The organism is Gilvimarinus chinensis DSM 19667 (assembly GCF_000377745.1).
In the GTDB taxonomy this organism is placed as follows: Bacteria; Pseudomonadota; Gammaproteobacteria; order Pseudomonadales; family Cellvibrionaceae; genus Gilvimarinus; species Gilvimarinus chinensis.
Genome location: NZ_KB898706.1, coordinates 1,269,152 through 1,292,935 on the forward strand (window position 1 = coordinate 1,269,152; position 23,784 = coordinate 1,292,935).

At 51.2% G+C, this 23,784-nt stretch carries 22 protein-coding genes; 11 read left to right on the forward strand and 11 right to left on the reverse strand.

The window, feature by feature from the left end; genetic code table 11:
• Nucleotides 1-100 precede the first annotated feature (100 nt).
• From D568_RS0105870 to D568_RS0105880, 3 genes are read right to left on the reverse strand one after another with little or no spacing between them, the layout of a single operon-like run.
• Nucleotides 101-898, reverse strand: coding sequence for a metal ABC transporter permease (locus D568_RS0105870; RefSeq protein ID WP_020208656.1), 798 nt, complete (start codon nucleotides 896-898; stop codon nucleotides 101-103).
• Nucleotides 891-1,655 (reverse strand): zinc ABC transporter ATP-binding protein ZnuC, encoded by a 765-nt coding sequence (znuC, locus tag D568_RS0105875; protein WP_020208657.1) that lies wholly within the window; start codon nucleotides 1,653-1,655, stop codon nucleotides 891-893. Before znuC ends, D568_RS0105870 begins: the two co-directional genes overlap by 8 nt.
• Nucleotides 1,645-2,142: a Fur family transcriptional regulator gene (locus D568_RS0105880; protein WP_020208658.1), complete on the reverse strand. Its 498-nt coding sequence runs from the start codon at nucleotides 2,140-2,142 to the stop codon at nucleotides 1,645-1,647. Before D568_RS0105880 ends, znuC begins: the two co-directional genes overlap by 11 nt.
• Before the next feature lie 61 nt (nucleotides 2,143-2,203).
• Here D568_RS0105880 and D568_RS0105885 point away from each other — a divergent pair, with 61 nt between their 5' ends.
• Nucleotides 2,204-3,115 (forward strand): zinc ABC transporter substrate-binding protein, encoded by a 912-nt coding sequence (locus tag D568_RS0105885; protein ID WP_020208659.1) that lies wholly within the window; start codon nucleotides 2,204-2,206, stop codon nucleotides 3,113-3,115.
• Here D568_RS0105885 and D568_RS0105890 read toward each other — a convergent pair.
• Nucleotides 3,092-3,358 carry a hypothetical protein gene (locus D568_RS0105890; RefSeq protein WP_020208660.1) on the reverse strand — a complete coding sequence of 89 codons (267 nt, stop codon included), beginning with the start codon at nucleotides 3,356-3,358 and terminating at the stop codon, nucleotides 3,092-3,094. The two genes, D568_RS0105885 and D568_RS0105890, sit on opposite strands and share 24 nt — an antisense overlap.
• A gap of 213 nt (nucleotides 3,359-3,571) precedes the next feature.
• The gene (locus D568_RS0105895; protein ID WP_020208661.1) at nucleotides 3,572-3,844 is read right to left on the reverse strand and encodes a hypothetical protein; all 273 of its coding nucleotides are present in this window, start codon (nucleotides 3,842-3,844) and stop codon (nucleotides 3,572-3,574) included.
• A gap of 338 nt (nucleotides 3,845-4,182) precedes the next feature.
• Between D568_RS0105895 and polA the strand changes: the two genes are divergently transcribed.
• The gene (polA, locus tag D568_RS0105900; protein WP_020208662.1) at nucleotides 4,183-6,909 is read left to right on the forward strand and encodes a DNA polymerase I; all 2,727 of its coding nucleotides are present in this window, start codon (nucleotides 4,183-4,185) and stop codon (nucleotides 6,907-6,909) included.
• 437 nt (nucleotides 6,910-7,346) lie between these two features.
• On the opposite strand, the gene yihA is transcribed toward polA, so the two are convergent.
• Nucleotides 7,347-7,973, reverse strand: coding sequence for a ribosome biogenesis GTP-binding protein YihA/YsxC (yihA, locus tag D568_RS0105905; RefSeq protein ID WP_020208663.1), 627 nt, complete (start codon nucleotides 7,971-7,973; stop codon nucleotides 7,347-7,349).
• 177 nt (nucleotides 7,974-8,150) lie between these two features.
• Between yihA and D568_RS0105915 the strand changes: the two genes are divergently transcribed.
• From D568_RS0105915 to D568_RS0105930, 4 genes are all read left to right on the forward strand, one after another.
• Nucleotides 8,151-8,822, forward strand: a complete 672-nt coding sequence (locus tag D568_RS0105915) for a c-type cytochrome (protein ID WP_020208665.1) — start codon at nucleotides 8,151-8,153, stop codon at nucleotides 8,820-8,822.
• A gap of 110 nt (nucleotides 8,823-8,932) precedes the next feature.
• The gene (locus tag D568_RS0105920; RefSeq protein ID WP_020208666.1) at nucleotides 8,933-9,568 is read left to right on the forward strand and encodes a thiol:disulfide interchange protein DsbA/DsbL; all 636 of its coding nucleotides are present in this window, start codon (nucleotides 8,933-8,935) and stop codon (nucleotides 9,566-9,568) included.
• Nucleotides 9,569-9,671: 103 nt separating this feature from the next.
• The gene (locus D568_RS0105925; RefSeq protein ID WP_020208667.1) at nucleotides 9,672-11,336 is read left to right on the forward strand and encodes a GGDEF domain-containing protein; all 1,665 of its coding nucleotides are present in this window, start codon (nucleotides 9,672-9,674) and stop codon (nucleotides 11,334-11,336) included.
• Between the two features lie 96 nt (nucleotides 11,337-11,432).
• The gene (locus tag D568_RS0105930; protein ID WP_020208668.1) at nucleotides 11,433-13,931 is read left to right on the forward strand and encodes a glycoside hydrolase family 9 protein; all 2,499 of its coding nucleotides are present in this window, start codon (nucleotides 11,433-11,435) and stop codon (nucleotides 13,929-13,931) included.
• Between the two features lie 42 nt (nucleotides 13,932-13,973).
• Here D568_RS0105930 and D568_RS0105935 read toward each other — a convergent pair whose 3' ends face one another.
• Nucleotides 13,974-14,978: a glycoside hydrolase family 5 protein gene (locus D568_RS0105935; protein WP_020208669.1), complete on the reverse strand. Its 1,005-nt coding sequence runs from the start codon at nucleotides 14,976-14,978 to the stop codon at nucleotides 13,974-13,976.
• Nucleotides 14,979-15,181: 203 nt separating this feature from the next.
• Between D568_RS0105935 and D568_RS0105940 the strand changes: the two genes are divergently transcribed.
• The 4 genes from D568_RS0105940 to D568_RS21900 all read left to right on the forward strand — a co-directional run bounded on the left by D568_RS0105940 (nucleotide 15,182) and on the right by D568_RS21900 (nucleotide 19,777).
• On the forward strand, nucleotides 15,182-17,587 hold the full coding sequence (locus D568_RS0105940) for an acyl-CoA dehydrogenase (protein ID WP_020208670.1): 2,406 nt from the start codon (nucleotides 15,182-15,184) through the stop codon (nucleotides 17,585-17,587).
• A gap of 74 nt (nucleotides 17,588-17,661) precedes the next feature.
• Nucleotides 17,662-18,582 (forward strand): pirin family protein, encoded by a 921-nt coding sequence (locus D568_RS0105945; protein WP_020208671.1) that lies wholly within the window; start codon nucleotides 17,662-17,664, stop codon nucleotides 18,580-18,582.
• A gap of 99 nt (nucleotides 18,583-18,681) precedes the next feature.
• Nucleotides 18,682-19,188, forward strand: a complete 507-nt coding sequence (gene xrtH / locus D568_RS0105950; RefSeq protein ID WP_020208672.1) for an exosortase H — start codon at nucleotides 18,682-18,684, stop codon at nucleotides 19,186-19,188.
• Between the two features lie 10 nt (nucleotides 19,189-19,198).
• Entirely contained in the window at nucleotides 19,199-19,777 is a 579-nt protein-coding gene (locus D568_RS21900) for an exosortase H-associated membrane protein (protein ID WP_211211598.1), read from the forward strand.
• On the opposite strand, the gene D568_RS0105960 is transcribed toward D568_RS21900, so the two are convergent.
• Nucleotides 19,774-19,944, reverse strand: a complete 171-nt coding sequence (locus D568_RS0105960; RefSeq protein WP_157497637.1) for a hypothetical protein — start codon at nucleotides 19,942-19,944, stop codon at nucleotides 19,774-19,776. The two genes, D568_RS21900 and D568_RS0105960, sit on opposite strands and share 4 nt — an antisense overlap.
• A 22-nt stretch (nucleotides 19,945-19,966) precedes the next feature.
• Nucleotides 19,967-21,490 carry a glycosyl hydrolase family 79 N-terminal domain-containing protein gene (locus D568_RS0105965; RefSeq protein ID WP_083915313.1) on the reverse strand — a complete coding sequence of 508 codons (1,524 nt, stop codon included), beginning with the start codon at nucleotides 21,488-21,490 and terminating at the stop codon, nucleotides 19,967-19,969.
• A 46-nt stretch (nucleotides 21,491-21,536) separates the two neighbouring features.
• Between D568_RS0105965 and D568_RS0105970 the strand changes: the two genes are divergently transcribed.
• Nucleotides 21,537-21,836 (forward strand): acylphosphatase, encoded by a 300-nt coding sequence (locus D568_RS0105970; RefSeq protein WP_020208676.1) that lies wholly within the window; start codon nucleotides 21,537-21,539, stop codon nucleotides 21,834-21,836.
• On the opposite strand, the gene D568_RS0105975 is transcribed toward D568_RS0105970, so the two are convergent.
• Complete coding sequence (locus D568_RS0105975) at nucleotides 21,833-22,774, reverse strand: DUF808 domain-containing protein (RefSeq protein ID WP_020208677.1); 942 nt, start codon at nucleotides 22,772-22,774, stop codon at nucleotides 21,833-21,835. The genes D568_RS0105970 and D568_RS0105975 overlap by 4 nt on opposite strands.
• A 17-nt stretch (nucleotides 22,775-22,791) precedes the next feature.
• Nucleotides 22,792-23,577 carry a ZIP family metal transporter gene (locus D568_RS0105980; protein ID WP_020208678.1) on the reverse strand — a complete coding sequence of 262 codons (786 nt, stop codon included), beginning with the start codon at nucleotides 23,575-23,577 and terminating at the stop codon, nucleotides 22,792-22,794.
• Nucleotides 23,578-23,784: the final 207 nt, after the last annotated feature.

Genomic DNA, 23,784 nt, shown 5'->3' on the forward strand with positions numbered 1-23,784 from the left:
TGCGTTGGCCAAATATTGGCCGCCAAGTATGACAGTGAGACAACAAAAAGGTGAAGCTTTGGTGACGCCCTGCTCATTAAGCCGGTCGGTCTTGCAGGGGTTAAGCCATGGAACGACGCAGTGCCGACGCTATCAGCGAGAGAACAAATCCGCTGGTAGCAGCAAGGACGATGGCGGGGCCTGCAGGCCAATCCCAGTAAAACGATGCCGCCAGCCCACCGATAACGGCGCAAGCACCAATAGCGCTGGCACTTACAGCCATTTGTTCCGGTGTGTGGCTCAAGCGTCGTGCGGCAGCGGCGGGAATAATCAGCAGTGCGGTGATCAATAATACGCCTACAACCTTCATGGCTATGGCAATGACCAAGGCCATTAACAGCATTAATGCGGTGCGCACAAAAGTGACTCGTATGCCTTCCACTCGGGCTAAATCTTCATGCACCGTGATTGCTAATAAAGGTTTCCATAACGCTGCAAGAGCCCCTAGCACAAAGGTGCCGACCGCCCAGATGGTGATGACGTCTGCTGTGGTAGTGGCGAGAATATCGCCAAATAAATACCCCATAATGTTCACCCGGCCGGGGCCGATAACACTGATGGCTACCAGGCCCAGCGCCAGAGTAGAGTGAGACAATATTCCCAACAGTGTATCGGTGGCCAGTTGGCGACTGCGCTGTAGTGCTACTAGTGCCAGAGCCAGCAGTAGGCCACCAAATGCCACAGCGGCATTCAGATTAATGTCCAGCAAAAGCCCAAAGGTCACGCCCAGCAGAGCGGAGTGGGCCATGGTATCGCCAAAGTAAGCCATGCGGCGCCATACCGCAAAGCAGCCGAGCGGCCCAGCTACCATGGCCACACCGAGGCCCGCCGCCAGCGCCAGCAGTAAAAACTCAGGCATGGTGGGAGTGCTCCGGGTCTATTTCATCGCAGCGGTCATGTGCGTGATCGTGGTGGTGGGTGTACAGCGCGATTTGCGCTTCGGCGCGATGGCCGAATAGCTCTAGATACGCCGGATCGGCGGTGACTTGAGCCGGGTGGCCGTGGCAGCACACGTGACCGTTTAAACATACCACGGTATCCGTATTCGCCATCACCAAATGTAAATCGTGGGAAATTAATAATACGCCGCAGCCAAGCTCTTTACGCAACTCGTTAATCAGCGCGTATAACGCTGCCTGGCCCGCTACGTCTACCCCTTGTACAGGCTCGTCGAGTACCAATAACTGAGGCTGTTGCAGCAGAGCTCTTGCCAAAAGCACCCTTTGGGTTTCACCGCCGGACAATGCTTGCAGCGGCTGAGACAGTAGATGCTCGGCCCCTGTACGGGCGAGGGCTTGTTGGGCTTGATGTTTTTTTCCTTTACCCAGGCCTAAAAAGCGCTCGACCGTAAGCGGTAGGCTGGGATCTATGTGCAATTTTTGTGGCATATAGCCAATACGGAGCCCGGGCTTGCGGTACAGCTTGCCGCCGTTAAAGCTCATTAACTGCAAAATGGCTCGCACTAACGTGGTTTTGCCTGCACCGTTGGGGCCGATTAAGGTGACAATTTCACCAGCGTGTACGGATAAGTCCGCACCGTCAACCAGAGTGCGGCCACCGCGTATGACACTAAGGTTTGCAGTTTGCAGCAGAAGCTCGGCGGGCTCAGGCGTCATGCTTATCCTGCGGGCTGCAGTCGGGGCACAGACCAAACACTTCCAGTGACTGTGATTGCACGGTGAAGCCTGCCTCGCTAGCCGCTTTTTGAATGCTGCGGCTCACGGATTTGGAATGAATTTCTTCGGCTCGGCCACAGTCGTCGCAAAGTAAAAAGTGGCTGGCGTGGTGATGGTCCGGGTGGGGGCAGCCGATATACGCGTTGAGCGCGCCGATGCGGTGTATCAGCTTTTGCTCCAGCAGGAAGTCCAGCGCGCGATACACCGTCGGCGGGGCTACCGGCTTGGTCGCTTGGGCGGCCAGCTGATCGAGAATCGCGTAAGCGCCCAGGGGTTTGTGGCTTTGCCAGATCAGCTCCAGCACCTGCTTGCGCAAGGGCGTGAGTCTGGCCCCGCGCTCGGTGCACAGGGTCGTGGCGGCATCCAGCGCATCGCTCACGCAATGGCTGTGGTTGTGGCGGCTAAACGCAAGGGGTGCAGTATCCATCGGGCGATTATAACGAATATGTTATACTATAACTATCTTTGGTTTACCGAATTGCCTCGCTATGTCGCTTGTTTCTATTTTGGGCCGCACCCTCGTTCGGTCGCTGATTCTCTTTACGTTGTTTGCCTCGGCCGCAGTTCGCGCAGAGCCGCTTGAGGTTTTGGCAAGCATTAAGCCCTTGGCTCTGATCGCAAGCGAGCTGGTAGCTCCGGATGACCGCGTTAGTGCATTACTGCCGCCTGGGGTTTCGCCTCACGCTTATGCCATGCGCGTATCTGATCGTCGCGCTTTGGATCAGGCAGATGTGATTGTCTGGGTCGGGCCTGAGCTGGAAAGCTTTTTACAGAAAATGCTGCAGTCCAAAAGCGGCCAGAGCCTGGCGGCAGCTGAGGTAACAGGAGTGGTTTGGCCCGAACCGCGAGACGAGGCTCACCATCATGATCATGGCCACGATCATAAGCACGAACGTGACATGCACCTGTGGCTAAACCCTGTAAATGCAGCTGCTATCGCCGAAGCATTGGCGAGCCGTTTGGCACACCTTCGTCCCGCCAAAGCGGACTTTTACCGGCAAAGGCTTGTTGAGCTTGCGACAAATTTGTCGGAGTTGGATCATAGCTTGGCGACCCAACTGCAGCCCGTGCAAGATAGGGGGTTCGCGGTGTATCACGACGGTTACGGCCACTTTGTGAGCCGCTATCAGTTAACTCAAGTGGATTTTGTCACCCAGACTCCAGAGCAAAGCCCTGGTGCTCGCCATTTGTATCACCTGCAAGAACATCTGCAGCAGGCGGCAACTTGCCTGTTTGTAGAGCCCTACGCAGATTCCCAGGCGCTCAGTAATATGGCGCAACAGCTGGGGTTGGCCGTATCCACCCTGGACCCGCTTGCCAGTGCTGAGCACTTAGACAGTTACTCTGCTCTTATGCAAGAGATGGGAAATACGTTTTCAGCTTGCTTGACGGTTGAGTGATGGGGTGAAGTGGAGGCCTTCGCGCTCCAGAGCGAGCTTCTGCTGGGGTTGCAGTGTCGCAATAAGTTGACGCCAGCAGTTTTGAATATCTCTCTGGGCCGATGATTGACCCGCGTGCAGCAGGCTGATTTGCCCTTCCCGGGTAGAGAGTTTGTGGCGTACTCCCGAGTGTTTAAAGACTAGGCTGGCGAGCTGCTGCAGATAAAAAACGCCCGCTTCTGAGAACATCAGTTTATTGTCCACGTGTATCCATCCTTCTGGCGGGTGCCAAGTCAAAATGTCCCTGTTACAAGGCTGAGTATAGGTAGCTTGAAGGGGGCTGATGACACGGATTGCTGCGAACGTGAACAGCAAAGCTTAAATAAATATCTTGATACAGCTTGTGGGAATATCCCTGGGAAAAGCGTCAGTGGCGCCACTTTTCTTTGGGAGTCTTCTCACTTGCTAGTACTGGGTTTACAGGCCCAGTTGACGCTTCATTTCCTCTTCGAACTTGGCATCCAGCTTGGCGCTGATTTTGTCCGCCAGTTCTTCAGATTTAGCAGTCGTTTCTAAATCAACCACTTTGATCGCTTCGGCGTTAGCCGGGGTGTCGATTGCAAAGCGGATGTTTTCAGAGCGTTCGGCGGCGGCCAGGGTTAGGCTTTCGCTTACGTCTGAGGTGGCTTCGTCGGCTACTGCGCCTGATGCGAGTAGTAATCCTGCCAGTAATACACCATAGGTCTTCATAAGATTTCCCTCCGTTGGTTGGTGATACCAAAGCGCTGGTGTGTCGCCTTGGTGGTCGGTAGTCGATCGCTTTTGGCGGTCTGTTACCTTCTGTTACGTATGGTAACAAAAAAACGGTTAATGTCTAGTCGATTTTCATATTTTTAGTTAATTATTCTGATAAAAATTACCTTTAACTGACTGTATCTCGGTGATTTTTTAATTTTTGAGCAAAAACGGAGCAAAGTGAGAGGCTGGGTAACACTTGGTGGGGTAAGGCAAAAAGCGACTGTGCAACAGTGAGAGAGCGATTGGTGTATGCTTTCGCACTCAAGATTTAACAGACAAGAACTTTTGCTATGACCGATCAGTCCCCTGTCGTCCTTGTGGATGGCTCCTCGTATCTCTACCGCGCGTACCATGCGCTGCCGCCCCTGACGAACTCAAAGGGTGAGCCCACAGGCGCGGTAAAGGGTGTGATCAACATGATCCGCCGTCTGCTAAAAGACTATCCCGGCAGCCCGGTGGCGGTGGTATTCGATGCCAAAGGCAAAACCTTTCGCGATGAGCTGTTCGCCGAGTACAAAGCTCAGCGCCCACCAATGCCCGACGATTTACGTCCTCAGGTAGAGCCTATTCACAACATTGTTAAGGCCATGGGGCTGCCGCTGCTAATAGAAGAGGGCGTAGAAGCCGACGATGTGATTGGCACCCTGGCGGCACAAGCCAAAGAGGATGGTCGACCGGTGGTGATCTCCACCGGCGATAAAGACATGGCTCAGCTGGTGAACCACCGCGTTACCTTGGTCAACACCATGACCGGCAGTGTGCTGGATGAAGACGGAGTGCGCGAAAAGTATGGCTTTGGCCCCGAGTTGATGATCGATTTTCTCGCGCTGATGGGCGATAAAGTGGACAACATTCCCGGTGTGCCGGGCGTGGGCGAAAAAACAGCGAAAGCTTTGTTGCAGGGCGTGGGCGGCTTGAACGCGCTGTATGAGAACCTGGAGGCCATTCGTGAGCTGGATTTTCGTGGCGCCAAAAAAATGCCTGAAAAACTGCAAGATAATAAAGATCAGGCCTACTTATCTTACGAGCTTGCCACCATTCGTCTGGATGTTCCTCTGCATATAAGCGTTGAAGACATAGCCTTGGGCGAGCCGGATAATGAGCAACTGCTGGCGCTGTTCGAGCGCATGGAATTCAAAACCTGGGTGGATGAGCTGACTGACGTTAGCGGAGAAGGCACAAAACCCGTTGAACTCGCAGAAGAAGTAAGTGTTCACTACGATACAGTGTTGGATGAGTCAAGCTTTACCCAGTGGTTACAACAGCTAAACAGCGCAGATTATTTTGCCTTTGATACCGAAACCACCAGCTTGCACGCCATGGAAGCGCAAATTGTTGGCGTCTCCTTTGCGGTAGAGCCGGGCAAAGCCGCCTATGTGCCGGTGGCACACGATTATTTAGACGCTCCGGAACAGTTGGATCGCGACTGGGTTCTGGCCCAACTTAAACCCCTGCTGGAAGACGAGAGCAAGGCCAAAGTGGGGCAAAACCTAAAGTACGACCGCAATGTGTTGGCCAATCACGGCATTACCTTACGCGGAATTGCCTGGGACACCATGTTGGAATCCTACGTCTTTAATTCCGTGGCCGGACGCCACGATATGGATTCGCTTGCCCAGCGTTACCTGGATACCAACACCATTCATTTTGAAGATATCGCCGGTAAAGGCGCCAAGCAGCTCACCTTTAACCAGATCAAAATAGAAGACGCCGCACCCTACGCCGCGGAAGATGCTGACATAACCCTGCGTTTGCATCGCAAACTATGGCCCGATCTGGAAAAAGATGAATCGCTGCGTCACGTGTTGCTGGATATAGAAATGCCGCTGGTGCCAGTGCTTGCCGACATTGAGCGCACCGGTGTGCTGATCGACGCCGCGCAACTGGGGAAACACAGTAAAGAGTTGGAGCAGCGCCTTGTGGCCCTTGAACGTGAAGCCTTTGATATTGCGGGCAAAGAATTCAATTTAAGCTCCCCGAAACAACTGGGGGTGATTTTGTTTGAAGAGTTAGAGCTGCCGGTGGTGAAAAAGACCAAAACGGGCGCTCCTTCTACCGCCGAAGATGTACTGCAAGAGCTGGCGCTGGACTACCCGCTGCCAAAATTGATTTTGGAATACCGCAGTCTGGCGAAATTGAAGTCCACTTATACCGATAAGCTGCCGAAGATGATTAACCCGCAATCCGGTCGGGTACACACCTCTTATCATCAAGCGGTGGCGGCGACCGGGCGATTGTCATCCGCCGATCCGAACCTGCAGAACATCCCCATTCGCACCGAAGAGGGGCGTCGTATCCGCAAGGCGTTCGTGGCGCCCAAAGGCTATAAGGTGCTGGCGGCGGACTATTCGCAGATTGAACTGCGAATTATGGCGCACTTATCAAAAGATGAGGGCCTACTGCACGCCTTTGCCGAAGGGCTGGATGTACACCGGGCGACCGCTGCCGAGGTATTCGCCACCGAGCTCGACAAAGTGACCGATGAAATGCGTCGTCGCGCTAAAGCCATTAATTTTGGTCTGATTTACGGAATGTCCGCTTTCGGCCTGGGTAAGCAACTGGGCTTGCCGCGCAACGAAGCTCAGGGTTACATCGATCGTTATTTCGAGCGCTACCCGGGTGTGGCCCGTTATATGGACGAAACTCGCGCTTTAGCTCACGAAAAGGGCTATGTAGAAACCTTACAGGGCCGGCGTTTGTATCTGCCGGAAATCAATGCCCGTAATAAAATGTTGCAACAAGCCGCCGAGCGTACCGCCATTAACGCCCCTATGCAGGGGACGGCGGCGGACATTATCAAGCTTGCCATGGTCAGTGTGGCGAATTGGTTGGCCGAGAGCGATCTCGATGCGCGCATTGTGATGCAGGTGCACGATGAGCTGGTGCTGGAAGTGGCCGAGCCTGATGCTGAGGCGGTGCGCGAGGGGTTAATTCAGCGTATGAGCGAGGCAGCGGAACTGACCGTGCCGCTGATTGTTGAAGCAGAGGTGGGCGATAGCTGGGATGAGGCGCATTAATCTGCCCTTTTAGCCGATTTGGCGCGAATGTGAAAAAAGTTGCAGAAATTTTGAACTTTACCGCTAAGAGGCGCTCAAAGAGTCAGCACACTGAAGAGTACGTTGATTTTTCATGAGCTCCTCCTCGTTTGACCTTCGGGTCAATTTGGCAGAATAGACTTCTGACACTAAGCCCCAATCCTCTGGTTGGGGTTTTTTTTATCCGCAAGATTTTACCGCTCGTGCAAAAACTCCGACCCCATCACAAACTTTTACAAACTGGGCTGAACTTCCCGTTAAAGCGCTGGTCTGAGTAAGTACCAACGAATTGCTTAGCATGGTGATCCGTAACTGGCATCAACCCCCAAGGGTGTCAGTATTGCAGCCGGTAACTCCCCGTTACCGGTTTTTTTTGTCTTCAAATTACGTATACAGCGACACGAGAGGGCAGCCTAAGGCTACTGGGCTGGCTGATTCTCAGGCAATAACCATTCATTGAGTTTACTTTTCAGTTGGTCTAAACCTGCGTTTTTTAGCGATGAAAAGGTTTGGACGGTCACCAAGTCGTCTACTTCGGCTTCTTTTAACGATTTTTTCACCTGTAGCAGCGTATTTTGCGCCGGGCCTTTTTTTAACTTATCGGCTTTGGTCAGAAGCAGGTGAACCGGCATTTGCGCTTCAACGGCCCAATTGATAACAAGAGTGTCATGTTCCTGCATTGGGTGGCGAATATCCATTACCACCACCAGTCCCGCCAGACATTGGCGCTCGTGTAAATACTCCGAGAGGTTTTCTTGCCAGCGCTCTTTCATTTCGCGCGAAACTTTGGCGTAGCCGTAACCAGGTAAATCCACTAAACGAGTATTTTCGCTGAGTTCAAAATAATTGATGAGCTGAGTGCGACCTGGGGTCTTACTGGTGCGAGCGAGCTTGGAGTTTCCCGTGAGGGTATTGATGGCGCTGGACTTTCCCGCGTTGGAGCGGCCCGCGAAGGCGACTTCCCGCCCGGACTCGGGCGGACACTCGCGAATACTGGGTGCGCTTTGGGTAAAGAAAGCCTGATTAAAATTTATACGTTGGGTCATGTGGCTGAATAACTCGGTAGTGCAGGGCCAGATTGGCGCCCCTTTTGTGATCGGTCAATTAGTATATAATGCCCGCTGCAACCGGCCCATGCCAGTGGAATCTGGCAGGGATTTGCCTGGCCCTTTACGTCAAGGCAGTTCAGCCAACACAAAAAAGACGATGTCACAGGTTAGCCAATGAAAAAACATGTTTTAACTCTGCTGATCGCTCTGGGCGCCTCTTCTGTGGCTTCCGCGGCGGGCGACGCTACGGCAGGCGCAGACAAAGTAGCGGTCTGTGCCGCTTGTCACGGTAGCGATGGTAACAGCCCTGCGCCTACTTTCCCTAAAATTGCAGGCCTCGGTGAGGCTTATCTGTTAAAGCAGCTGCACGATATTCAGGACTGGGACAAAGCCACGGGTGAAGACAAGGCCACTGTAGGTCGTGCCATCCCGGAGATGACAGGCATCCTCAGCGCTTTGAGCGACCAGGACTTGGCTGATATCGCTGCGTTTTACGCAGGCCAGACCATGCAGTTGAGTGGCGCCAAAGAGCTTACGGTTAAGGTAAACAGTGGGGCTGAAGTCGATGCTTTGCAATTGGGTGAGCACTTATACCGGGCCGGCAACCTGGAAACGGGCGTTCCAGCCTGTATTGGTTGCCACTCGCCCACAGGCCAAGGCAACGAGCCTGCCGCTTACCCTCGTTTGGGTGGCCAATACGCCGAATATATTGAAAAGCAGTTGCGGGCTTTCCGCGGTGGCGAGCGCACGAATGATGGCGAAGCTTCCATTATGCGTATGGCTGCTAAGAACTTGAGCGACGCAGAAATTAAAGCGGTAGCGAATTATATAGCGGGCCTTAATTAAGGGCTGCACTCAATCAAAGGGCGGCTTAGGTCGCCTTTTTTTTAGCCGGAACTTGTCGGGCTTAGGTGGTCTAAGCCTGCCATGATTAACGACGATAATGGAGCAATAATATGCGAATTCTGCTAGCCGTCTTTGGCCTGTTGTTTACTATAGTGGCCTGTGCCGAGAGTTCTGATTCGGCGCCGCAATTTCAAGAGGGCACTCACTACACTAAGCTGGCTGAAGCGGTGCGTACCGATGACCCAGAAAAAATAGAAGTGCGCGAAATGTTTGCTTACACCTGTGGTCACTGCTTCCGTTTTGATCCTCTGTTCAGCGAGTGGAAGAAAAAGCAGGCCGATGATGTGTATGTAGTGCAAACTCCGGTTGTTTGGGCAAAACAAATGGAGATTTACGCTCGTGCATTTTATACCGCTAAGTCTATGGGTATCTTGGACGAAGCGCACATGGATTTATTTAACGCACTGCATTTGCAGCGTACACGCTTCAGCGGCGTTGAAGATTTCGCCGACTTCTACGCTCAATACGGTGTAGATAAAGATAAGTTTGTGAAGACCTTCGAGTCATTCGGTATTGATAGCCAGGTGCGTCAGGGTGATGCAAAGGCCAGAGCCTATAACATCAGTGGTACCCCTGAGCTGGTCGTAGATGGCCGCTACACGATTAGCGCCAGTGGTGCCGGTGGTCACGAAGAGATGCTGCAGGTAGCTGACTTTCTGGTGAATAAAATTCGCGCTGAAAAATAAGCCGCCTGATAAGGCATCCAAACCCGCTTGCGACTCAACGCTAGCGGGTTTTTTTTTGTCGTGTCTATAATGACTCGATGGAACTGAACAGGCCCGTGCCGATATGAGTGAAAGCCCAAATAATCGATGGAAAGACAAGTACTTGGATTTGCTGGATCAGCAGGAATCCCTTGAAGAACACTGTAAAGACCAGCTGCAGCTATTAAGACGAGCTTTGATTCGCGTTAGTGTGGCCGCCGATGGCCAGCAGCCCGAGCTAGACAAGGCGCTGGAAGCATTGCGTGCGAGTGTGCGCAGTGAACAGGACGCTCAGTTAGCACAAGACTTACAAAGCCTGGATAAACAATTACTGCAATTTGATGAGCAGCGAGATGCTACATCCACTCAATTGCGGGGGGCTTTGCAGTCTTTAATTGTGCCATTGCTGGGGCGAGAGCCCCAGCGGCCGATAAAAAAAGAGCTGCGTGAATTGGCGCAAGAAATCAGTCGGCAGCAGCAATTGTTGCATGCGTATCCGTCTTTGCTGGAGCGGGTGGCAGAGTTACAGGCGTACATATTGAGCGATGAGGCCGAGGAAGCTCCTGAGTCAGAAGGTTTTTTATCTCGTCTCTTGGGCAAAGAAAGGTCTCCAACTCAAACTCATCGAGAGGACAGTAAGGATCAGCGGGGTAAAGCGGATCGAGTATTGTTCGAGCTAAACCCAAATGCCAGTTTGCGTGACAGTGAAACGGTATCGGAAAACCTCCGCAGCATCATTAATGACTTGTTGCAAAGTGTGGAAGCCCAGGCGCTGGCACCAGATCGAGTTTCGGCCCTGCAACAGCGTTTACAAAGTGGCATTCGCAATGCTGATCTTATTCCTGTTCTGGAAGAGGTACGCGACTTAGTGATGAGTGCCTATATGGCAGCAACTCGGGCCTTCACCTCTTATTTGAACGGCGTCAACCTTGAGCTGGCGGATATATACAGCACCTTAGAAGGAGCGCAGGCCAGTAGCAGCAATTTGCAGTCTGCATCAGCTTCTATGCAAGCGGATATGCTGTCAGAATTTGTTCGTCTTGAAAGCCAAACACGAGATGCAACTGACCTAAACCAACTAAAAGACCAAGTGCAAACTCGTTTAGGCAGTATTCGCTCAGCTCTGGATGCCTATCAGCAGCGCTCTGAACAGGCTATGCCGATGCTGGACCAACTCGGTGAGCTGGCACATAAGTTACGCTCAATGGAAGCTGAGGCCCAAAAAAATCGACAAATTCTTGAAGAGCAAAGAGCAAAAGCCCTGCGTGATTCACTCACCGGCATACCCAACCGGGAGGCATACAATGAACGCATAGAGTTGGAGCAACAACGGTTTTGTCGTTACGCCAGTCCGTTAGTGCTTGCAGTATGTGACCTGGATAATTTCAAGAAAATAAACGATAGCTTAGGGCATCAGGCGGGAGATCGAGTTTTACAAGTATTAAGCCAGGCAATGAGTAAACGTTTACGTGATGTGGACTTTTTTGGTCGTTATGGCGGGGAAGAATTTGTGGTCATTATGCCGGAAACCACGGCAGAGCAAGCGCTTGGCGTGTTGGACCGGATTCGCGCCGCAATTGCAAAAACCGAATTCAGTTATAAGGGAAGTCCGGTAACCCTTAGCATTTCTGTAGGAATAGCACAGTTTAAAGAGGGTGATGACGCTGACAATGTTTTCGCACGAGCGGATCGCGCGCTTTATGGTGCTAAATCTGAAGGACGTAATCGGTGTAAAATTGGCAGTGCTTAACGTTACAAAAATTGACAGTTGAGGTAGCCTCACTCGTGGATCTTCTTATGATCATGGAGGAAAATAGCCAAGAATAATAATGCTAAGGAGATACCCATGTTAGGCCACGCCCGCCCACTTGCATTGGCAATACTTGCACTATTAGGCATGAGTGCAACAGCCGCTACCAATTTAGAACTAACCGAACAAGGCTATTTTTCTCGTCCTGGTCTGGATGTCACTGTGTTTGCAGATATTTATCCAGATGGTCATCAAACGGGCGTTACCGTGATTCAGCATGGTGTGCGCACTGCGGCCAATGGCGATTTGCGACTAGAGATTTCCCCCGGTCAGTGGTCTCCTGTACCTCGAGGGGTAGGCGATGCCCACGTGGATTATAAAAATCAGCGTATTTCGCAAACGCTCGCCTATCCGGATGACAGTAAAAACCAAAAAGGTTTTAACCCCATCGACTACCCGGATTTAAATTTCAGTTATCAGGTTCATGTTGAGGTACTGACCGACAACAGTGTGAAAGTCAGTGTGGACTTAAAAAAGCCGTTGCCGGATGAATGGATTGGTAAAGTTGGTTTTAATTTCGAGCTATTCCCAGGAGATTTATTTGGCGCGTCATATTTAATGGATGAGCTGAGTGGCATCTTCCCCACTCAGCCCAACGGGCCTTTAATGCACACCCATGGCGAGTGGTTGGCAGAGCCTTTAGCGACGGGAAAGACACTGGTCGTTGCCCCGGAATCTGAAAAACAAAGATTGCGCATTGAGCGCGTTAAAGGCGGCGAGCTGGAGTTGTGGGATGGGCGAACTAATCATAACAACGGCTGGTACATTGTGCGCTCACTGGTGCCAAAAGGGGCCAGTAACAATGCGATTGAGTGGGTAATCACGCCTAATGTTATTGAGGGCTGGGAGTATGAACCAGTAATTCAGGTTTCGCAGTTGGGTTACGGTGTATCGCAAACTAAAGGCGCGGTAATAGAACAGGACAGTCGCGACACCAAAGCCAGCGAAGTAGAGCTTTTAAAATTGGGCGCAGATGGTCCTGTGCTGGTGAAAAAATCTAAGCCTAAACCCTGGGGTTCGTTTTTACGCTATCACTATTTGCAGTTTGATTTTTCAGAGGTGACGGAGCCTGGCATGTATCAGCTGCGTTATCGGAATAAAAAATCTCAGCCGTTTAAAATTGGGGCCGATGTTTATTCACGCCATGCTTGGCAGCCAACACTTGAGTACTATTTACCGGTTCAAATGTGTCATATGCGCGTCAACGAAAAGTATCGCGTTTGGCACGACAAGTGTCATCACGATGATGCCTTAATGTCGCCTGTTAATTACAACCATATTGATGGGTACTTGTCAGGCGAATCTACGCTTACCAGTTTTAAGCCAGGGCAACCGGTGCCTGGGTTGAACAAAGGTGGCTGGCACGATGCTGGCGACTACGACTTACGTGTCGAGTCGCAAATTGGCACTATCTGGCTGCTGGCCATGATGGTGGAAGAGTTCGGCTTAAATTACGATGCGACGTTAATTGATCAGGATAAACAGCTGGTAGAAATTCATCAGGCGGATGGAAAAAACGACGCTCTACAACAAATTGAGCATGGCCTATTAAGCGTATTAGGGGGTTATCAATCTTTGGGACGGTTGTACCGAGGTATCATTGTGCCCACGGTTCGCCAATATGTGATGCTTGGCGATGCTGGTGCGCAAACCGATAATCTGGTTTTTCACCCCAGCCTTGAACCGGGCGAAGTCAAAGAGGGACGCTCTGGGACTCCAGACGATCGTTGGGTTTTTACCGAAGAAAACCCTGAACGCGAGCTGGACGTGGTGGCCGGGCTGGCCGCCGCGGCTCGGGTAATGAAAGGCTACAATGCAACCCTTGCCGAACAGTCACTGACCGCTGCTGAAGAGGTTTTTTCTAAAGCGTTTCCTTTGGCGGAAAAAACAGGTGTCAAAGCGTTCGCTTTGGCAGAGCTTATTTTAAGCACCGGTAAAAAAGCGTATGTCGATCAGCTTATAGCGATGCAGGACGATTTAGTCGCTGATATTGATAATACTGCCTGGGTTATTGGCCGGGTGATGGACAAAACACAAAACCAGGAGTTTATAACGGCCATTAAAAACGCAGTGGTGGATCAGCAGCAGCGCGTGCAACAACAAGCTGCACAAACACCCTATGGCGTACCCTATAAACCGCACATCTGGGGCGCTGGCTGGGGAATTCAGGAATTTGGTGTAAAACAATACTTTGCTCACAAAACCTGGCCGGAGATTGCCGACGCTAGTATTTTTGTTAATGCTCTAAACTTTGTACTGGGGGTACACCCGGGCAGTAATACACAGTCTTTTGCCTCGGGAGTAGGTTCAGAGTCAGCGCTGGTAGCCTATGGGGTGAATCGAGCGGATTGGTCTTATATTCCGGGTGGTGTCATTTCTGGAACCGCATTGATACGCCCGGATTTACCCGAGCTGAAGACCTGGCCCTTCTTTTGGCAACAAACCGAATATGTGATGGGTGGGGGGGCGACCAACTATATGTTTTTAGTGTTGGCGGTTGAGGCCCTGGAAAAAGCCTCGGCAACCGTACATTAAGTGGGCTAGAGGGGCCGGATACCCACCGCTGGATATCTGGCCTTACTTCTTGTCAACGCTGTAGTTGACCTGGTGCCAGTTTTTTATGATGGACTTAACATAAAGCCCTGATTCCGTTAAATCGTCATCTGTCCAGTTGCCGTCGGGTTTTGTCCCGGGTTTGAGCATAGAGGCACCTTCTTGCTTATCGTTCAGTGCCCAGTTGGCGTGGGACAGGTTATGTTCACGCATAAATGTGAGCCATTGTTCAGTACTCTCTCTGTCAACGGCTCCGTCACCATTGGCATTGACGGTACCCCACTCTGTAACCATCAGGGCAGCCCCTTGATCTAATGCTTGCTCGGCCTTGTTTCTGAGTGCCTGTTTGTGGGTTCCAGCGTAAAAATGCAGTGTGTAGGCAATATTGTCATAGCCTGTGATAGGGCTTTCGGCGGCTTTATCTACGTCTTGTGACCAGGTTTGGGTGCCCACAATTATCAGGTTGTCCGGGTCTATCGCGCGAATATGAGCGATGAGCGTTTCCGCATAGGGTTTGATCACCGTGTGCCAGTCGGTATCCGCTAACGGTTCATTGTAAATTTCATAAATAATGTTATTCGTATCACCGTATTTCGTGGCGAAGTGGTCGAAGAAAGCAATGGCGTTTTTGGGGTGATCTTCAGCGTGGTGGGCATGCCAATCCAGAATGACATACATGCCCTGTTCAATCGCAGCATCAATAACCGTTTCCGCTTTCTTAATGTTTTCATCCGGGTGCGTGAGCATTCCGCCGTGTGCACCTGCGCCAATGGCTGCGCGAATGATGGGGGCGTTCCACTGCTCTTGCAGGTAGTTAACTACCTCGCGGTTATAGTATCGATCTGCGTTCCACCCGGTATTACTCCAAAAAAGGCTGGGACCGGCCAGGGAGACAGGTGCTCCGCTGGCATCTAGAATTTGGTTACCGTCGACCTTGAGGGCTCCGTGGGTTTGAACTGCCGTGGCTGCCGAGGCCTGGTTGTGTAAAACCAGGGCTAGCCCCAGGGAGAGCAGAGTTTTGGTGGGCATTGTGATCTGACCTTGTTATATTGACGAAAGTTTGATGGTAGTCAGACCGCGTCGCGCTGTCTATTTACCAACGGGCGTCACAACAGTTCTTAACCGCAGAGCTTAGGCATCTGTCGGAGTGCTAAGCGCGACAGAATCGACTATTGTTAAATGCAGCCTTATCACGCTGTATAAGATGACACTATAAGTCGGAGATGCACTGTATGTTTCTGTTGTCGCTGGTTGCTTTTATCGCGCTTTTAACCGTTGTGCTTTATTACCCCCTCGCCCTGCCGGTAGGATCGGTGGTGATCTTATTGGGGTTATTTATCCTTACTTATTTATCGGCCTGGATGTGGTTATTGTTAATTCCTGCCGCCCTGATTGTCGCTGTACTGAATGTCCCGCAGCTACGACGCCGTGTATTAACCGATCCCGCCTATCATTTCCTGCAAAAGGCCATGCCGCCCATGAGTGTCACCGAGCGCGAGGCTATGGAGGCGGGCACTACATGGTGGGAGAAAGACCTGTTTAGCGGCCGTCCGAATTGGAAAAAGTTTATTGATATTGAATTGCCTCAGCTATCTGAAAAAGAGCAGAGCTTCCTCGATAATGAAGTTGAAGAGCTGTGTGGCTTGATAGACGAATGGCAGATTTTTAAGGATCAGGATCTCTCGCCAGCCGCTTGGGAGTATTTAAAGAAAAAGGGCTTTTTTGGTTTGATTATTCCCGAAGAGTTCGGGGGGCGTGATTTTAGCCCTTATGCACAAAGCCGCATTATGAGCAAAATTGCCAGCCGCTCAGTGACCGCGGCAGTGACGGCCATGGTGCCCAACTCTCTTGGCCCCGGCGAGCTGTTGATGAAATACGGCACCGAAGACCAAAAACAACGTTGGCTGCCGGGGCTTGCTGATGGTAGTGAAATCCCCTGTTTTGGCTTAACCGGCCCTGAGGCGGGCTCCGATGCGGGCTCTATTCCCGATACCGGGATTGTGTGTAAAGGCGAGTTTGAAGGCCAAGAGGTGGTTGGCATTCGCCTGAATTTTTCCAAGCGCTGGATTACCTTAGCGCCGGTGGCCACCGTGGTTGGCTTGGCGTTTAAGCTCTATGACCCAGAGGGTTTACTGGGCGATGAGAATACCTCCGATTACGGAATCACCTGTGCACTGTTGCCGGCTAAGCATCCGGGTATTGAAATAGGGCCGCGTCACAATCCGGGGTCTCCGTTTATGAATGGCCCCATCAAGGGGACGGATGTATTTGTTCCTGTGGAGTGGATCATCGGTGGTCCAGCTATGGCCGGTAAAGGCTGGCGTATGCTGATTGAGTGCTTAGGTGCGGGTCGTGGTGTGTCCCTGCCAGCCCTGTCAACGGCCAGCGGTGAAATGAGCTACCTGACTGTGGGAGCTTATTCGCGCATTCGTCGCCAATTCAATATGGAAGTGGGCAAGTTTGAAGGTGTGCAAGAAGCTACCGCCGAGGTGGCGGCAAACGGTTATACCTTGGAAGCGTTTCGACAGTTGGTGACCCGTGGTTTGGACAGTGGCGCACCTTCAGTGATGACGGCTATGGCCAAGTACCACGCGACCGAAATGATGCGCACCTCGGTTAATCATGCTATGGACGTAGTGAGCGGGCGCGCTATTCAACTCGGCCCCCGTAATTTTACCGCTTTTGCTTACCGCGCCTTGCCAGTGGCAATTACGGTGGAAGGGGCGAATATTCTTACCCGCTCACTGATGATTTTTGGCCAGGGAGCGATGCGTTGTCATCCGTATTTATTCGATGAGGTGCAAACATTACAGGCGGAGGATAAAGAGTCCGCCATGGTTGAGTTTGACCAGCTGTTTATGCGTCATTTAGGGCACGTATTTAGCAACATCACCCGCTTGAAATTATTTAGCTTTACCTGCGCACGTTTTAGCTCTACCCCGGTTAATGCCGATGATTTTTCGCGTGTCTGGTATCAGCGAATCAATCACATGAGTGCCGCCTTTGCGGTAGCCGCTGATGTCGCACTGGGTGTATTAGGCGGCGATTTAAAGCGGCGTGAACTCTTGTCTGCTCGCTTAGGGGATGTACATAGCCAGCTGTTTATTGCCTGCAGTATTCTTAAGTTTCACAGTGCTCACCCTCGCACCGCAGAAGAAGATGCTCACGCTGAATTCGCGTTGAAGAGTGCTTTGTATAAGGCGCAAAATGCGCTCTTAGCGTTTTATGCCAATTTCCCCTCAAAAGCCATCGGCTGGGCATTTAAGTTTGCGAGCTTCCCTCTGGGGCGTGCGTACAGCGGGCCAAGCGATGCGGACATTCGTCAGCTAGGCGGCTTGATCATGGAGGCTAACCCGGTGCGCAAGATGTTGGCGGACTATGTGTACCTTAACGATAACCCTGAAGACGCGGTAGGACGTGTGGAAACGACCTATCAAATGTTGCTGGAGCTGGGAGACGTTTGGCATACCTTCAGCCGTGCGCAGGCAAAGGGTGAGTTGACAGGCGATACTGTGGAAGAACGCCTAGAGGATGCCGTAGTAAAAGGTGTGATTCAACAAGCAGATGTGGAGCCTTTAAAGGTTTATGATGCCAGACGTTATGATTGCTTGTTAACGGATAATTTCGATAAGCTGTAACCATCCTTTTCTATTTAGATTTGTCGGCCGGAGCTTCCCGCTCTGGCCGATATCATAATAATAATGGAGTACCTATGAGTTGGCTCCCCGATAGTGAACCACACTGCCGTCAAAAAAAGAGCAACACTAAAGAGGCTGTGGACGTAATTATTACTCCCAACTCCCGTGACTTGGAAGGCTTCAGTGTCCGGCGTGCGCTTCCCTCCGTTGAGTGTCGGGCGGTAGGCCCTTTTGTTTTCTTTGATCACATGGAAGCCAATGAAAGTTCACCAGAGAAAGGGCTGGCGGTAAAGCCACATCCCCATATCGGTCTCTCAACACTGACCTATCTGTACGAAGGGTCGATAGTGCATCGTGATAGTTTGGGCTTTAAACAGTTAATTCGCCCAGGAGCCGTTAACTGGATGACAGCAGGTAGGGGAATTGTACATTCCGAACGTTCTCCCGAGAGCTCTGACCTGGCTTCACAGCAACTTATGGGGTTGCAAGTATGGGCGGCACTACCCAAAGAGATGGAGCAATGCGCTCCATCGTTCACACATTACAGTACTTCAAGCTTGCCAGAGTTCTCAGCCAGCGGTGCCTTTGTGCGTGTGGTAGCGGGTGACTGTTTTGGATTACACGCTAAGTTGACCACGCCATCACCCTTGTTTTTTGTGGATATCCAGCTTGAGCCCAACTCGTGTCTGCAGCTAGACATAGAGTATACCGAGCGAGCGTTCTATGTGGTTAGCGGCAGCGTCGAAGTTGATTCTGTGCTTTATAGCGTAGGTGAAATGGTAGTTTTAAAACCTGATGCAGAGATAATGTTAAAGACGCAGACGGGTGTTTCAATTGTGGCTATAGGCGGGGAGCCCTTGGACGGTCCGCGACATATTTGGTGGAACTTTGTCGCAACGGATCGACAATTGATTGAGCAGGCAAAGGCTGATTGGCAGGCGGGGCGGTTCGGCCATGTTCCGGGCGATAGCGAATTTGTACCCTTGCCAAGTTAATCGTCACAGCGAATTCTGGTGAGCCAGTAATCTTTTAGCTCTGGTTAACTATCTCAAGTATAATCGACAGAGACCTATACTTTGTCGGCGTACTTGTGCATGAAGCGATTCGTTTTTCTCTTTTTTTTCACCATGATGTGCTTGTTTGTCCTTGAGCTTATGCCGTGGGGGCAAGTTTACGTTGTACAGCCGCTGACTGCGGGTTTGACTCGTATCTGTGCGTTCGTTATAGAAATATTCGGCCGCGACCTTAATGTCAGTGGTATTGTCCTGACCGATATTAAGACAGGTTTTGCGGTGCAAATTGCCGCAGGTTGTAATGGTATCGAGGCGATGATTCTACTCACTGCTGCAATGGTGGCTTTTCCAGCTTCGTGGCGCTATACCCTAAGTGGTATTGTGTTTGGTATGGCAGGGCTGCAATGTCTCAATGTGCTGCGAATAGTCAGTTTGTTTTTTTTAGGGTTATGGAACAGTACCGCTTTTGAATGGGCGCACCTATATGTTTGGCAAGCCTTAATAATGCTGGACTCATTGCTCATCTTTCTCATCTGGATTCGCTATAACGCGAAGGCTAAAGTTACCCATGAAACCGCGCCGGCTTGATCCGCTCTTTTTGTATTTTGGTAAAGCGTTATTATGGTTGCCTGTTTTCTTCGTGTTCTGGTATTACCTTGCCGCATTATTCAGTGTGCCGGCTGCACTGTTGGCTAAAGGGTTGGTGAATTTACTTTTTTCGGGATTAATCGACTCTTTGGAAATGAATGGCCGGCAACTGGAAGTCGTGACTTCATTGCTGATTGAGACTGATAGTGGTCGTGGCCAAGTCATTGTGACGTTAAACCCATTAATTTATTCGTGGAATATACCGGTTTTATTTGCGCTTTGTTTTGCCATTGAAGAGCAATACTTTTCCAATTTGCGCACACTTATCGCAGTAATGGCGCTTCTGCCTCTGCATGCATTTGGTCTGGCTGCCGATCTATTGGTCAGTCTGGCATTTAAGCTGGGCGAGAATGTATCATCACAGTTGGCATTAACGAGTTGGCAAAATGAAGCTGTGGCTCTGGCCTATCAATTTGGTTATTTGATGTTGCCAGTTATTGGTGCCAGTACTATCTGGTTGTTAAGCCAGTATTCGGTGGTGAGCAAATTGGCGGGATCTCAAACAGAGTATGGGGCACGGAGCGGTTAATTTCCCTGAGGGTCTTCGCGCTGGCCGGCTGATTCGGCGGTGGCCTGGTCCAAATCACGACCTACTTCCAAACAGTTTTGATAGGCCTCATCCGAGGTTTCATAACTGCACCAGTAGTGATCATCGGTTTTAATGGTCGAGCAGCCGGTAGCTATCACAGTTAACAATATCCACACCTTCATTTTACTATCAACTTTGTTGTGTCTGAGCGTTGTCTTGTTGGCCACTTATTTTATAACACCAAAAGCTTACGCTGTAGCCGGGTACGCGATTATTGACCTGGGGTTGCTGAAAGTGTTCTAGATTTAGTCGGCCTTTTTTAAATTTTGGTCTCATTTGGTTGATATAAACCTTGCGACTGGTAAGTCGCTTTGCGGTCAGAGTGTAATGTTCGCAACGTTCACCTGGCAGGTTCACATTAACGCGAATACCACGGGGCTTTAAGTTAATGATCATCAAGGTCAGTTTGTCGCCGTCCGGGTGGCGATGGCAGTAAACTCGCAGGTGTTTATCGGAGTGGTAACTTTGATAAACCTGTGTCCCCATCAATCTGACCCAGAGCCAACTGAGCCAGTAGTCGGGACGTGGTTTAAGGGTCAACCGATCAATCAACCCATAGTCACCACCGATTAAGCTTTGCCGGACCATTACTTTGTGCCCTAAAAGGGCCCCCTGGCCCAGTTGGTCGGCCCACCAAAACACAGAGATAAAGCGGTCCGAGAGCTTGGGCTGGCCACCGCATTGGGCAGAGCCAGACTCGCCGGTCCAAAGTTCAGCGCGGGGTTGGTAGCGGTCTCGCCAAAATAATAAGGTGCGGCTGTAGCGATCAAAATCGGCGAACGATTTGGGGTTGAGCATGGTGCGTACTGTAGCGGCGCGGGTTCGCACCGGCGATCGACTGCTCTGGAAGGGGTAGTAGTGCCAATTAACAATATCCAGTGCCATGGGCAACTGCTGTAAAAAGCGTCGGGTAATGTTCGAAAATGGTTTAAAGGTTTCCCCCAGGCGTGGCCAAAATGCGCTTCCTGGCCCAGATATACGGGCCTCTGGGTAATTCTGTCTTATCTGCCGGGTAAAGGTTGCGTAATCCACTGCCAGGTCTCGGGCTTTGGGTTGGGCACGCAAACCGTGGAAAGCCCAGTACGCATTCAGCTCATTACCTAGTTCGAATACGTGAATTTTATACTCGTTGCGCACACTGTAATCCAGCAGGCTTTGCAGCTCGTCACCACACCACTGGCCGTGATCACGGCGGGTGAACAAGCCATACTTGACGGTAAAAATAAGATGCAAGTCATTGCGCTGCAGAAAACTGTGCAGTCTGTCCCACTGTTTTTGTGTGAGCACAAGGGCGTCGGGTTCAGTCTCTGGTGCCGAAAAATAGTGAATTTTATCCGCTTCCGATCCACCTACACGCAGGTATGAAGGACCTAAGTCTCGCACCAGCAAATCCAGCTTTTTCTGATTTAGCTGAATGGGGGGAACCCGTAAAGTACCCAGGCCACGACGAGTGCCTTCGCTGCCTTCCCACCAAAATCCACCTACCAATACGGAAATATCGATAGAGAACGACAAATAGCGTGCATCGACATGATGAAGCGCATGGTGATGTTCCACCACAATCTCGGAGGCAGAAGTGACGGTGCCAGATCTTGCCGTGTAGTGTCTTTTCAGGCGGGCGTACCAGCGAGGGGGACTGAGTAGTGATAGCATAACGAGTGGGCTTACATAGATTTGTGCCCAATGGTAAGTAACAAACATGACCGTGAGGTTTCAAGTGGAGCAGGTAAGTCGGCGTTTCTTTATCTCTGGGAAAGTCCAGGGCGTGAGCTTTAGGGCCAGTACTGATCGCAAAGCCCGTGAATTAGGCGCGACGGGCTGGGTTCGTAATCTCTCTGATGGCAGGGTTGAAGTATTGGCAACGGCCTCGGCTTCCGTATTGACCGAGCTTGAAGCCTGGTTGCATTTGGGTTCAGACCGGGCTGAAGTAGATGTCGTTGAGGTTAGACACGAGAGCGTGCAAGCGTTTGATAAGTTTACTGTTGCGCCGACCGCCTAATGCTGCGCGTCGGTTTTGGAAAATAGCTTTCCGCTCACGGTGATGGCCCCTACCAGCAGTGCACCAGCCACTATCCCCACCAAGGCGTTAATGAGCGTTGGAGTCATTGCGCCGACAATTGCACCCCACGTGGGAAGGGCTTCGCTTTTGAGGGCCAGGTGCTCCACAAAGTGGTGAGCAGGCCCTATACCGTGTACTAAAATCCCTCCGCCGACTAAAAACATGGCCGCCGTACCGGCAATAGACAAAAACTTCATTAGCTTGGGTGCGGCGGCCAATAAGAACTGTCCCAGCTTTTGTTTAATGACACTCGCTTGCCCGCTTAGGTGCAGGCCGGCATCATCCATTTTTACAATGGCGGCCACCAGCCCGTAAACGCCTAGTGTCATACCCAGTGCGATAATACTCAACACAGCAATTTGGCTGCTTAACGCCGCACCTGAGACAGCACCCAGGGTAATCGTGATGATTTCAGCGGACAGAATAAAGTCGGTTCGAATAGCGCCTTTAATTTTGGTTTTTTCGAAGGCCAGCATGTCGGTGCGGTTCTGCATTAAGGCTTGCAGCCGCGCTTGGTGATTGCGTTCACCTTTATCTTTATCGTGCAGCCACTTATGGGCGACTTTTTCGAAACCTTCAAAACATAAATAAGCGCCGCCCAGCATCAGTAAAGGCACTATAAGCCAGGGGATAAATGCACTGATCAAGAGGGCTGTTGGCACAAGAATCAGTTTGTTGATCAGAGAGCCTTTAAAGACGGCCCACACCACTGGCAGTTCTCGATCGGCGCGAACACCGGTCACCTGCTCGGCGTTGAGGGCTAAATCATCACCCAGCACACCGGCGGTTTTTTTCGCGGCAACCTTTGTCATAACCGCCACATCGTCCAGCAAAGTAGCGATATCATCAATCAGTGTTAGTAAGCTGCTGCCGGCCATAGCGGTCTCAAGACTCTTTATCCAAGGGTTGTATCAAGGTACATCATAATGGCGAACCCCGATAGCAAAGAAAAGGTAGACCATAGCTTATGACCTCGACTGTGGGTTTGCGGAATGATTTCATCGCTGATAATAAAAAGCATTGCGCCGGCTGCACCGCCCAGTATCCACGGTAGTAACGGCTGGCTAAACGAAACCAGTGCCGCGCCGAGCAGGCCGCCGACAGGTTCGATTAACCCCGTTATAAATGCTGTGCAAAAGGCGTAAAGTCTGGAGAAGCCCACCGTAAACAAGGTAATCGCCACAGCCAGACCTTCGGGGATATTTTGTATGCCAATCCCCACCGCCAGTGGTAACCCGTTATTAATATCGCCGTTGGCAAAGCCTACCCCGACTGCCATGCCTTCTGGAAAGTTGTGCAGTGCAATTGCAAGAACAAACAGCCAGATACGTTTCAGTTTCTGTGAGTCTGCGCCGCTTGAAGGTTCAGGCAGCGTTTCATGGGGGGTGTAGTGATAAATAGCCGCGAGCAAAATAGCCCCTAGCATCATTCCACTGAGAACAATGATTACCGCACTGCGCGAAGCATAGTCTTGTTCAATCGCAACATCGATACCGGGCAGCAACAATGAAAATATCGACGCGGCGAGCATAATGCCTGCTGCAGTGCTCAGTAATACGTCTTCACTTTTGGTCGAGAGCTGGCGAACCAGAAATACGCCCAGAGCGCCTACCCCTGTCATGGCCCCAGCCCCTAAACTGCCTAAAAAGCCCAGCGCAATGACCTCTGAGGGTGCCAACATATTATTGCTCCTGAAATAAGGTCTGGGGGTGTTGTGGAAAGCCTGTAAGTATACGGAAATTTTGCAGTGGTTTTGGCAGCGTCTGTTTTGATTGCGACGTTAGAGGCTCAGGCTGTGCCTGGGGGTATGAGTGAAAACAGAAGTGGCGCACCCGGCAGGGTGAAGCAAGCGTTTACAAAGCCTAGCTTTGTGCGCAGCTGAACGCCG